Origin of the sequence: Streptomyces actinomycinicus, from assembly GCF_016741775.1 — a bacterium.
Taxonomy (GTDB): Bacteria; Actinomycetota; Actinomycetes; order Streptomycetales; family Streptomycetaceae; genus Streptomyces; species Streptomyces actinomycinicus.
Genome location: NZ_JAERRK010000043.1, coordinates 1 through 11,821 on the forward strand (window position 1 = coordinate 1; position 11,821 = coordinate 11,821).

7 protein-coding genes and 1 pseudogene are annotated in these 11,821 nt (G+C 71.3%); 5 read left to right on the forward strand and 3 right to left on the reverse strand.

Translation table 11 applies throughout. The features are described from left to right. Positions 1-667, reverse strand: a pseudogene (locus JK359_RS38135) (RICIN domain-containing protein); the annotation flags it as partial. Between the two features lie 56 nt (positions 668-723). Next, positions 724-1,728, reverse strand: a complete 1,005-nt coding sequence (locus JK359_RS38140; RefSeq protein ID WP_201844281.1) for a lytic polysaccharide monooxygenase auxiliary activity family 9 protein — start codon at positions 1,726-1,728, stop codon at positions 724-726. Between the two features lie 713 nt (positions 1,729-2,441). On the opposite strand from JK359_RS38140, the gene JK359_RS38145 reads away from it, so the two are divergent. From JK359_RS38145 to JK359_RS38165, 5 genes are all read left to right on the forward strand, one after another. Further along, positions 2,442-5,120, forward strand: coding sequence for an ATP-binding protein (locus JK359_RS38145; protein ID WP_372445533.1), 2,679 nt, complete (start codon positions 2,442-2,444; stop codon positions 5,118-5,120). A gap of 140 nt (positions 5,121-5,260) precedes the next feature. Further along, entirely contained in the window at positions 5,261-6,286 is a 1,026-nt protein-coding gene (locus JK359_RS38150) for a hypothetical protein (protein ID WP_201844285.1), read from the forward strand. A 160-nt stretch (positions 6,287-6,446) separates the two neighbouring features. Further along, complete coding sequence (locus JK359_RS38155; protein ID WP_201844287.1) at positions 6,447-7,025, forward strand: metallopeptidase domain-containing protein; 579 nt, start codon at positions 6,447-6,449, stop codon at positions 7,023-7,025. 272 nt (positions 7,026-7,297) lie between these two features. Beyond that, positions 7,298-7,675, forward strand: coding sequence for a hypothetical protein (locus JK359_RS38160; protein WP_201844289.1), 378 nt, complete (start codon positions 7,298-7,300; stop codon positions 7,673-7,675). A 174-nt stretch (positions 7,676-7,849) separates the two neighbouring features. Next, the gene (locus JK359_RS38165; RefSeq protein WP_201844291.1) at positions 7,850-9,529 is read left to right on the forward strand and encodes an alpha-galactosidase; all 1,680 of its coding nucleotides are present in this window, start codon (positions 7,850-7,852) and stop codon (positions 9,527-9,529) included. A 323-nt stretch (positions 9,530-9,852) separates the two neighbouring features. Here JK359_RS38165 and JK359_RS40310 read toward each other — a convergent pair whose 3' ends face one another. Then, complete coding sequence (locus JK359_RS40310) at positions 9,853-11,427, reverse strand: ricin-type beta-trefoil lectin domain protein (protein WP_201844293.1); 1,575 nt, start codon at positions 11,425-11,427, stop codon at positions 9,853-9,855. Positions 11,428-11,821 lie beyond the last annotated feature (394 nt).

The window sequence follows — 11,821 nt, forward strand, 5'->3', positions numbered from 1 at the left end:
GCTGGGGGAACGCCTTGTCGTCGTTGCGCTTGGTGCTGTAGGGGGACGTGAGGACGTGGTCCTTGATGTCCCAGGTCCTGCCCTGGTCCCTCGACACGGCGTAGTCGATCGCGTCGTAGTGGGAGCCGTCCTTGAAGGGCTGCGGGGTGAACTCGTTGTGCACCAGGCCGTACCAGTCACCGGTGTCGGGATCGACCCACACACCGGACAGGTCACAGAAGTTCTTCTGCGAGTAGGACGAGCCCTTGGGCGGGTCCGTCGCCTCCCGCCCGGTGGGGCTGTTGTTGCACCGCCAGGTCGTGTCGCCGTTGCCGTCGGCCTTGCCCTCCGACTCCGCCTTCTTGTTCGGGGTCACCGCGGTGCTGAGCGCCTTGTCCTCGGTAGCGGTGTCGAAGTCCGTGCCGGTGTAGAAGTGCCAGGCCCGTGGGCCGTCGGCGCCGTAGAGCGCGGCTGCCTGCTGGAAGTAGAACGTGCCGTCCTTGTCGATGTACGGATTGGCCGGTGTGTCGAACGGGTACTTCCAGGTGCCCTTCGCCCCGACCGTGACGGTGTACGTCGGGGCGGGTGGAGCGGCTGTCGCCTGCGGCAGCACTTTTCCTGTCAACGCCAGAGTCACGGCACTCGCGGCTGCGACCACGGCGACGAGCGCTCTGCGGAGGGGTGGCATGGGGATTCCTTCCTGTCGGGGTGCGGAGCGATGACCGTTCGGCAGGCCCCTCCTCGCTACCAGGCATCGGTGGCCGAGTGCCCGCCGTGGTCGTGGGCGTGGTCATGGTCATGGTCCGGGCCGGGGTCGGCCGGATAGCCCGGTTGCTCGTCGGACGGATAGTCAGGCGCCGTCTCGTCGGAGGGGTGGTCCGGTGCCGTCTGGTCGGACGGATAGTCAGGCGCCGTCTCGTCGGACGGGTGACGCGGGCTCGTGTCGGACGGCCGGCCCGTTCCGGTGCCTGCGCATCCGTCGCCGCTGCCCGTACCGGCCCCGGAACCGGGGCCCCCGGCGGAGCTGGAACCCCCGGCGCTGCCGCCGCGGTCACCACCGCCGTCGGCCCCCGAGCCGTCGGCACCGCCACCCGTGTGCCCGCTGCCGGAGCCACCGCCGAAGTCCACGTCCGAGCACGAGTAGAACGCCTCGGCGCTGTCCGAGCGCTGCCAGATGGCGTAGATGAGCTGGCGGCCCTCTCGCTCCGGCAGTTCACCCTCGAATTGGTAGGCGCCGTCCACGACCTGGGGGTCGTCGGCCGACGCGATCGGATCGGGCGAGAGATCGGACCACTTCAGCGCCTGTGACGGGTCGTAGCCGTCCTTGGAGATGTACAGGTCGAAACGGCCCCGGTGCGGGGCCGTGGCCGTGAAGCGGAACGTGAAGGGGCCGGGCGAGACCTGGGTGGCCGGCCAGTCCGCGCGCGCCAGGTCCAGGCCGCGGTACTTCTCGCGCCCCGCGGAGCACAGCTTCCCGTCCGGGATGATCTCCTGGTGCCTGCCCGCGGCATCGGCGATGTTGACCGCGTTCCAGTCGTAGAACGCCTGCGTGCCGCTCGCCGCCACAGCTGCCTTGCAGGCGGCCGACCGCGGGTGCTCGGGTCCCTCCTGGTAGCAGGTCGAGACCCGGCTGGCGGGATTCTGCATGGCGCCGTGCGCGTCGGCCGGACCCGTGGTCAGAGCGAAGAGGACGAGCGGCGCCGTACCGAGCGCGATGACGGCGGCGGCACCACCGGGACGAACCTTCATGTCAAGCCTCCCTGGAGGGGCGATCCGTCGCCCGGGCGGACGGCGGGGAGATGCACCCGGCGGCCGGGCAGACGGCGGCGCTGGTCTTGGGCCCGGTCTGCCGCCCGCGGCACGCACATGGCGAACCACCGCTCGAAGGGGAACGTCCCTGGGCTCACACGTGCCGGCCCGCTGCACGCTCCTGGCGGTCTCCGTCGAAGAAGGACGCCCAGGCACGGGGCTGCTACCAGGTGATAGGGAATGAGACGCCCAGTCCGTTCGACAGTCAACGACTTGTTGCCAGGACGCGTACCGGGTGCGCACTTCTCTTGCCGGCAGCACAACCCTCGTCGTCAGGGCAAGAGCCGAAACGGCCCGATGGCCGACTGCTGAGGTGGACCGTCCGCGCCGCCGCGACACCGGAGTTTGTGAGCCGAAGCAGATCCGACGCCGTCTTTTCGGCATCCCGGTTCACATTCGACGGCGCCGGCCGAATCGGGGTCCTGCCCACTGCTAGACAGGGCCCTGCGCCGCCGCCCGGCCACGGGGGGCGTGGAGCGCAGGCCGGTGAATCCCCCTGCCGGCTGCACCGACGGGGCTCGGCGTCGCCTGGGGCCCGGACGACGGACGGCCTGACGTCCTGTTTCCACGCATCGGCCCGGGCGGCGGCGTCCAGCCGCCCTCGCCCCTGCCGTGTGCCGGGACGACGACACACCACGAACACGGAGGTGACTGTGGATCCCGTAGGCAGGGGAGCTGATGAGCACGGTACCGGTGGCGGCACCAGGCGCCCTCCTCCGGGAGATGCCCGGCGACGGCCGGCGCAGCTCGCCCCCGAGGCCGCGGCGACCGAGCCCCACCGCGTCGCCCAGCTGGTGTGCGGGCGCTTCCTGCTGACGGTGAACCCTGTCGACGGCGGCGAGATCGAGCTGTGCCGCCCGGACACGAAGCTCCCCGCCGCGCCACGTCGGGCCCCTGGCACGCGAGGGACCGACGGTCCAGCGGTTCACCCCGCATCCACGACCCGCACGGCGCCGTTGTGGGGGCGCGAGGAAGAGCGCACACGGCTGCGACGTCTGCTCGCACGCGGTCGCTCCGTGCGGCTCACCGGCCCGGCCGGCTCCGGTCGTACGGCTCTGCTCGAGGCGGTCGCCCAGGACTGCGCCGGTGTCGCGCCCGACGGGGTGATACGCGTCTGCGGCCACGGCCGGACCCCGGAAGGGCTGTTGCACGCGCTCTTCACGGCCGTGTTCGACGCCCCTTCCTACCGGCCCGACGACGCCACCCTGCGGACACAGGTCCGTGACGTCAGCGCGGTCGTCGTCGTGGACGACCTGACGTTCGGCGGCGGGGCACTCGAGGAGGTGCTCTCGGCGACACCGGAGTGCACCTACTTGCTCGCGGCGACGCCGGAGGTTCCGGCGCCGGCCGCCGGTTCCCGTCTGGAGGAGCTGTTCCTCTGCGGTCTCGGACGTGACGCCGCCCTGGAGTTGGTGCGGTGGACCGTGGACCGGCCGCTCACCGACGAAGAGGCCACGTGGGCGGGGGACGTGTGGTTCCAGTGCGAGGGCCTGCCACTGCGGCTGGTCCAGGCGGGTGCGCTGCTGCGGCAGCGTGACCTGTCGTGCACGCGGCCACAGGACCCTGGGCGGAAGGGCACCGGCGCTCCCGACCGTCTGCGAGAGGTCCGGCTGCCCCATCCCTTGCACGGTGCGGCCCTGTCGGCTCCGCTCGCGTCGCGGCTGAGCGAGGCCGCACGTGAGGCACTGCGCCTCGTCGTGACCCTGGGCGGTGCGGTACCCGGCCAGGTGCACCTGCCGAGCCTCCTGGGGGGCGCCCACGCAGGCGGCGCGGTGGCCGAGTTGGTGAGCTGCGGACTGCTGACGCCGGTCGGTGCCGGCTACCGCCTGTCCGCGGCCGTCGCCGCTCAGCTGGCGGACGAGCACGGCGGGCGGTCGGCGGCCCGTGCCTACGTCTCCGCCCGCCACTACACCGTCTGGACCCGCATCCCCTCGGTCGGTCCCGCACGGGCCGTGACGGAGGCGGAGGCGATGCTGGGAGCGCTGGCGACGATCACGTCGGCCGACGACCAGAGTCACCTCACGACCGCCGTTCTCCTGGCCCGCACCGCGGCGCCGGTCTTCGCGGCGAGTCTCGACTGGGACCTGTGGGAGCGGGTGCTGCGGTCGGGTCTGGAGGCCGCACGGCTGGCCCGCTACGCCGAGCAGGAAGCGTATTTCCTGCACGAACTCGGCATTCTGGCGCTGTGCCGTGGCGAGTTGGACCAGGCACGCACCCGCCTCGAGAGGGCTCTCGGACTCCGCAGCAGCCTGAACGACGAACGTGGCACGGTCGCCGCACGGCGCACCCTGGCACTGGTCGCGGACCTCGCCTCCCACCAGGCCGCTCCCGGACCGCGCCCGCGCACGAGCGGCCTCCCGCAGGGCCGTGCCGGGAAGCCGGTCCCGTCGCCCATGGAGACCCCTGCCTCTCACCCGCTGCACGGCCCCCAGGAGGAGCCGGCCGGCCCGTCCACCCCACGGCACCTGCCACTCGCACCGTCCTCGTCAGCCGCCGACGCCGGCGCGGTCCGCCGCCGGCCCGGTGACGCCGCTGCGCGGCACCGGGCCGCGCTGGCCGCGGGTGCGCTGCTGGTGACCGTGCTCGCTACGGTTCTGGTGCTCACGGTGTGGTCCGACGGCGGCAGCCCGCCGGCCCCGGGCAGCGCGGACCAGCCAAGCGCCCAGGACCGGCCCGGTGCCCCCGGCCGGAGCCCGGGCGAACCGGCGGACGGGCCGACCCGGCTCCCCGTCCAGAACAGCCGGGGCCTGGCGTCCATGACACCGCGCGGCACGACGGACTCGAACGGGAGCTTCAGCGCGGCCGGCCGGTCAGCGAGTACCGAAAGCCCCGGGACGACGAGTGACACCGGGCCGGTACCCGGCCCGGGACGTCCGCGGGTGTCTCCGCCCGGAGGCGCTTCGCCGGTGGCGTCGCCCAGCGGTGGTACGGCTTCGGGCGGGTCACCCGGTGGGGTCGCAGCAGCCGGGGGTACGGGTGCCGGCGGCACCGGCACCGGTACCGGTGGCTCGGACCCGGGCGGTGCGGCCGTCGGTGGTGCGGGCTCGAGCGGCATGGTCACCGGCGGTACCGGCGTCGGGGGCACGGACCCGGGTGGCGAGGACACGGCGGGTACCGGCTCGGGTGGTGCCACCACGGGAGGGCTGGATATCGGTGGCACCGACACGGGAGGTGCCGGACCGGGCGACCCGGACGAGGGCGGGCAGGCCGCCGTCGATGCGCCGCCTCATCGCCGTCTGCCGCTCGGTGTCGCAGCCACGCTCCTCGGGCGGGCAAGGCGCCTCGCGGACATGCCGTTCTCGTCGCACCGCCTGCACTCCGCGGCCGAGTAGGCCGCCCCACGGACTCGCCCCATGACCCTCCGTCGGCTGCGCCTGCCCGGGCGACGCCGGCCCCACGGGTCATCAGGGGTGTGCACCGGCGCCGGCCGACGAGCGGCCGACGCCCGACCGAAGGAGAGAAGGACATTCGTATGGCCACACCGTGCACCAAGGCTGATCGCGGCCGCCGGGCCGGCGACGCGATGACGGCCGTCGTCGTGACCGGCTTACTCACCTGTGCGTCCCTGCTCGGCACTCCCACCCCCGCACACGCCGACAGCGGGCCGGCAGCGGCCGTCGCCGACCACACGTACGAGACGAACGAGGCAGTCCTCGACGCGATGGCGAAGTGGGCTCCCCTCAACTGGTCGGAGAGCGTCATGGGTTACCCGAGGGGGTTGGACAGGGACGCGAGCGGCAGCGTCAAGGCCGTCCACCTGGCGGACGTGCGCAAGACCTACGCCCCCGACCAGGCGATCCGGGACGCCATGAACGCGGCCCAGCAGTACGCGGCCGACGAGAGGAACCCCGAGCCCTTGAGGGCGAGCGCCCGGAAACTCGTCGACGGCTGGCCCGGCGGGACGAAGTCCTCGCGCCCCGACATCCGCGCCAACACCAGGGACGACACCGTCCCTTCAGGCGGACAGACGGCGGAGCAGTACTGCGGGATGACCAACACCGCACCCAGGCACCCGGCCTTCGGGCAGGCGGCACCGTGCGTCTTCGTCGGAAAGCTCGACGAGAAGCATCCGGTTCGGGGAGCCAGTCACGCCATGGCGGGTGAGGGGAAGCTGACCTACAAGGTGTCCGCGTCCGTGAACGACGAGAAGAGCGTGACGGAGGGCTGGTCGGCGGGCGGCAAGATCACGCCCAAGCTCATCAGCAAGGACCAGGCGGACATCGGGGCCGAGCTGAGCTTCTCGTACAGCTACGCCTCCACCTCCGTCACCCGGCTGCAGAACACGCTGGAGACGGACGTCGAGATCGAGGTGCCCGCCGACAAGCGGGGCTTCCTGGAGGGCCGGGCGAACGGGGCCTACTACACCGGCTACATCGTGCTCCGCGACATCGACGGCGACAACCAGGAGTCCACGATGGCCGTACCGGCCCGGGTGTACGTCCAGGCGCCCGGCACCACCACGCCGGTCACCTGGTTCAAGCGGCTGACGCCCGCGTAGCACGCCGTGCGGCTGCCGGCACCCCCGGCAGCCGCACGGCTCAAGCTCCGTCGTGTCCTGCCCGCCTTACGAGAGGTAAAGCCTGCGCAAAGTGCCGGGACGGTTGCCAGGGCCGCCACTCTCCCGGGGACCTGTCGGTCGCCGTCGAGGGAGTGCTGGTATGTCATCTGCGCGGATCCGTGTGGCGATCGTGACGGGTGGCGTCCTGCTCGCCGCTGGTCTCGCGACGGGGGCGAGCAGCCACGCCGAGGAGGGCGGAACCAACCGCATGCTTCCCGTCCTGATCAATTTCAGCGACAGTGCACACGCCGACCCGGGCACGCTCAAGGCCGCCGCGGCTGAACGCTATTTCGGCGCCATCGACTCGCTCGCTTCGTACTACACGCAGGTGTCCGGTGGGGCGATGACGTACACGCCCGCAGTGCACGAGAAGGTAGTGGGCCCGTACACGCTCGACCTGAAAGCCGCCGGGTGCGACTGGAACGGCATGCGTCAGCTGACCCAGGAGGAACTCGAGGAACGGGGGCTGACGCAGGGCGACGACTACGACAGCCTCTCCATCATCCTGCCCGGCGAGAAGTCGGACTGTAACTGGGGCGGAATGGGCGACATGCCGGGCCCGTACACATGGGTGAACCAGCGCGACGCGGACATGGAAGACCCCACCGTCCTGATCCACGAGGTCGGCCACAACCTCGGCCTCGATCACCAACCGCGACCTGTGAGAACGGCGACCTGAGGCACTGCACCGAGGACGGGTGGAGCAACAAGACCCCCATGGGCGCCGGTGGCTCCGGTCGCGGCCTCACCGCACCGGAACTCCTGCACACAGGCTGGGTCAAGAACACCGAGCGAGCCCTTGCGACGAAGTCGGCCACCTACAGCCTCGTACCCCTCTAGGGGCCAGGCCGGGGACTGCGTGCCCTGGAGATCCCCCTCGGTGACGGCGGTGACCGGCTCGTCCTGGAGAACCGCCGGGCCGGCGGCCCCCTCGACCACTCCCTTACGGGTGTGCACGCCTACCGCGTCAGCGGCGACGACTACGGCAAGGCCTCCCTCGTCGACGTCTCCGAAGCGGACACGGGCTGGGACGATCCGGCGACGGCAGGCGCGGACGCGATCACCCGGCTGACCGACAAGGCCGCCGGTCTCGGCATCCGGGTCACCGCAGGCTCCGATGGCGCGGCCTCGGTGGCGGTCAGCATGAACCAGCACGCCGCTCCCACCGCCGGCCGGAGCGCGGAACCGGTCTTCCTCGCCGCGACAGGAGCGGACTCGGGCCTGTCTCGCGCACTCGCCCTGACGGGCGGTCTGACGCTGATCGGCGGTGCCGTGCTGACGCTGCGCAGGCGCCGGCCGCGCCGGCGCAGCAGCCGTTCCGTGCGCTGAACGAGTATGCGCGCAAGCTGTTTTGTCTCCCCGGCACACATTCTCGCCGGTGGTGAATTCAGGTATTGACTCGGCTGCCTTCGGAGCGCTGCCATTCCACAGAACGGTCACGTGGAAACGCTTGTGAATCCGTTCGATCTGGTTTCCATTCGGCGTCCCCCCGAGGAGTCGCACATGAATCACGCCGGACGGCCGTACCGTCCTTCACGAAGAAGCCGGCTCGTCGGCCTGGGTGTCGTCGTCAGCCTGCTCACCGTCTCCGTGGTGGCCGTGGCCCTGGGGGACGAGGAGCCGGCCTCGCCCGTCGCGCCATGGGCGCCGACTCCCGGCAAGGAGCTGGGCGCGACCCCGCAGATGGGCTGGAACAGCTGGAACGCCTATCGATGCGCGATAGACGAGAAGAAGATCATGGCGGCGGCCGACGCGATCCAGAGCCGTGGTCTGGACAAACTCGGCTACACATACGTCAACATCGACGACTGCTGGCAGGCCGGGGAGCGAGACTCCCGGGGCCGCCTCCGAGCCGATCCCGTCCGCTTCCCGAGCGGCATCGCCAAGCTGGCCCAGTACGTGCACGACAAGGGATTGAAGCTCGGCATATACGCCAGCCCCGGCAAGTACACCTGCGCCGAGATCTGGGACCATTACCCGGGCGCTCTGGGCAGTTCCGGGCATGAGGAAATCGACGCCGCCACATTCGCCGCGTGGGGCGTGGACTACCTCAAGTACGACTGGTGCCGCGCCGACTCGGAGAACCCGAAGACGAGCGAGTATCCGAAGACCAAGGATTTCGACGCCCGCGCGACCTTCGAGAAGATGCGCGCCGCCCTGGCCCGCACCAAGCGTCCCGTCTTCTACAGCATGCACAGGGAGCCGCAGCAGCCCGTCGAGTCCTGGCGCCCGCAAGTGGCCAACTCCTGGCGCACGACCCCCGACATCAGGGACAGCTGGCAGAGCATGATCGACATTGCCCGCAGGAACTGGGGATGGTCGAAGGACGAGGCGGGAAAATGGACACCGGGAGACCCGGAGAAGGGACAGGACCTCGCCCGGCTCGCCGGTCCCGGTCACTGGAACGATCCCGACATGCTCGAAGTGGGCAACGGCGGCATGACGACGGCCGAGTACCGCACCCACTTCAGCCTCTGGTCCGAGATGGCCGCTCCACTGATCATCGGCACCGATCTCGCCAAGGCGAGCGACGACAGCGTGAAGATCCTCGGCAACGAGGATGTCATCGCCGTGGACCAGGACGCGGCCGGCCGGCAGGGCAGAGTCGTCTCCGGCCCGGACGACGTCAACCGCGGCGTGGTGGTCATGGCGAAGGAGCTGTCCGACGGCTCCCGCGCCGTCACGCTGACCAACACAGGCCCGAACGCCGCGACCATCTCCGCCACGACGGCACAGATCGGCCTGGACGCAGCGTCCACGTACACGGTCAAAGACCTGTGGACCGGGCAGACCGCGTCCACCACGGGCGGCCTGTCCGCCGAAGTCGCCTCCCACGACACGGTGATGTACCGGATCACGCCCGACGGGACCACGACCTCCCCCGTACCCTCCGCACCACCACCGCCCTCCGCGCCACCAGCGCTCCCGGTACTGCCGGACCCCGCCGCGCCCGGCGCACCGGCGGACAGCAGCGCGGGCTCGACGGCCGGCGGAGCCGCCGACCTCCGTCCGGCCCATGACTCGTGCGCCGCACCGGCCTGGGAGCGTTTCACGGTGTACCCGAGCGAGGGGATCGTCGTCTCGCACGCAGGCCGGTCCTGGAAGTCACGATGGTGGACCCGGAACAACGAACCCGGAAGCCCCACCGCCTATGGCGCCTGGGCCGACCTGGGCGTCTGCTGACCCCTGGCAGACCCCTGGCCTGCCCCGGCCGTCACGTCCGTACCCCGGGCCGGAGCGCTCTTCATGGGCTCGGTGCACGGCGTCCAGGGCGTCGGCCATGTCGTCGAGCAGGACGACTGCCTTCCGCAGTAGATCAACCTCGGCCTGGGTGACGACTCCCCGTTCCACTCGGTCCACGATGTTGAGCAGCAGCAGTTTTCGGTCGATCATTTCCACCCCTGTTCGTAGAGGTTCCCGACTGCTCACCGGTCCAGAGCCCTGTCCGCCCGGAGACGTCGGCCGTCTCGAAGCTCCCACCGCCCGTGAACCGACGGCTGAGGCGGTCAGCCGCGCACCGGTCCCGAGTCGGCGAGCACCGTCGCACCCAGGAGCCATTCCTGGCCCTCGCCTGTGCGGAAGTGGAGCAGGCGGACGGGGCTGCCGGGACCGTCCGCGGAAGGAGCCAGCACGAAGTCCGGATAGGGAAAGGCGGGATTGCCGCGCGGTCGCAGCGAGCCTCCCCGCCACAGCTCGAAGAGCTGTCCATCTGCCTCGGCGCCCTTCTCCAGGAAGGCGCACTTGCCCACCCCGGCGTTCTCCTGGTGTCTGCCGAGGGTGTCCACGCAGTAGGTGGGATCGGCGTAGTTGCGCACGAACCCGTTCGCCGTGTGCAGCCATTTCTGTGAAGCGGAGCCGTCGCACGCGGCCGTGATGAGGCCCGCCCCGTTCTGGACGGGCTCAGGGCCGTGAACGTCGAGGCAGAGATGGGACCGTGCGTTGATCAGTTCCGCATACGTGTCCGTGTGCCGGGAACCGCCGGGCCCGCTTCCGGGTGGCCCCGCCCCCGGGCTGGTGACAACTGGCCGGGGAGTGACCGCGGAGGCACGATCACTGGCGGAGTGGTGCGACGCGGGGCTCGACAGGACTCGGACGAGGAGGGCGACGGCCACCAGCAGCCCGGCTGGGACCAGCATCATCGCCCGCGGGGCCCTGCCGAGGGACGTGGGGAAGCGCCACGTGCGAGGCGTCGGCGAAGGAGCGGTGCGTGCGGGCGCCCGGGGCACGCCTGCTTCCCCATGGGCGTCCACGGTGCCGGAACGGCGCCAGGGTGCGGAGGGCGCATCGCATCCCCACGGGAGCAGGCCGCGGGCCAGGGTCACGGCCGGGTGATCGTTCAGCCCCACCAGGTCGCCGCGAGCACCGAAACAGCCGAGACATTGCGCGAGGTGTTCTTCCAGTTCACAGCTGTGGCGCGCCCCGTCGGGGCGGGTGGCGAGGTCGAGCAGGGGGGCGAAGCGCCCACAAGGTCCCTTCGCCGTACGCTCCTCGAAGGTCTCCAGGTAAGCGCGGCGGTAGTGCTTCAGGGCGTCTTCCCGGAGCACCGGGACCCTGCCGGGCTCGACGTCGAGCAGCCGGCCGGCCTGTGCCGCCGTGTTCTGTTCGACCACCGCGTGCCACAGCACACTCCGGGTCTGGTCGGGTAGTCGGCCGAAGGCCATGAGGATGACGTCGTCCTCCGGCCGGAGGCCCGCGCAGGACGCCTGGTCGGGGCCGAGGTGGGGTGTCCCCAGCCAGGCGAGGAAGTCGGGAGCCAGTCGGTCGAGATGGCCGGCGGCCGCCCATTCCAGGGCGGTCCGGTGGACGCCGAGCAACAGACGGTGACGCCACGGTGATTCGACCTCGGACGCCGCATCCGCGTCGGACAGCGCATGCTCGAACGCCTCGTCGGCGAGCGCCCGGGCCGATTCCTCGACGGCGCACAGCCGGGCGTAGCCGAGCATCGCGGGAACGTGCCGTCGGCGCAGCTCGGCGGTGGCGTCCGGGGCTGGGCCCGGATGGGCCGGCGCCTCCTCACCAGGCGCCCGCCGCATGGACAGGAGTGCCGCGTCGGACAGATCGGCCCACGGGACGAGTTCCACGGTGTCGTCCGACGCGGCAGCGCCACGTGGCCGGTTGGAACGCCTTCTCCGAGACAAGCGACGGCTCCTTCCAGGCTGGACGAGCCACTCGGGCGGAAGGACGAGCGGGTTACGGACCCGTGCGGCCCGTCCGTCCGCCGACCGTGGAACGCCCTCGATGCGTCCGTCGCTCACGTGCCCCGCGCTCGCGACGGAAGCGGAGGTCGCACGGGAAGAGCAGCGGCCGGCGGAGAGAGCCCGGCGCTTTGCCGTCTCTTTGCCCGAGGCTTACGGAGACCACACGGAACCAGGACGCCTGAGCGGAGCACCCGTGCTAAGTGACCTCTTCCGTCCGGTGTGCCGCAGGGCGCCGTGGAGTCGTGAGGTCAGCAGGGGCCTTCGTACGCCTGCCAGG

Excerpts from the sequence above, each read along its gene's own strand:
- JK359_RS38165 (WP_201844291.1), top strand. The coding sequence starts at position 7,850 with ATGAATCACGCCGGACGGCCGTACCGTCCTTCACGAAGAAGCCGGCTC.
- JK359_RS38155 (WP_201844287.1), top strand. The coding sequence starts at position 6,447 with ATGTCATCTGCGCGGATCCGTGTGGCGATCGTGACGGGTGGCGTCCTG.
- JK359_RS38150 (WP_201844285.1), top strand. The coding sequence starts at position 5,261 with ATGGCCACACCGTGCACCAAGGCTGATCGCGGCCGCCGGGCCGGCGAC.
- JK359_RS38140 (WP_201844281.1), bottom strand. The coding sequence starts at position 1,728 with ATGAAGGTTCGTCCCGGTGGTGCCGCCGCCGTCATCGCGCTCGGTACG.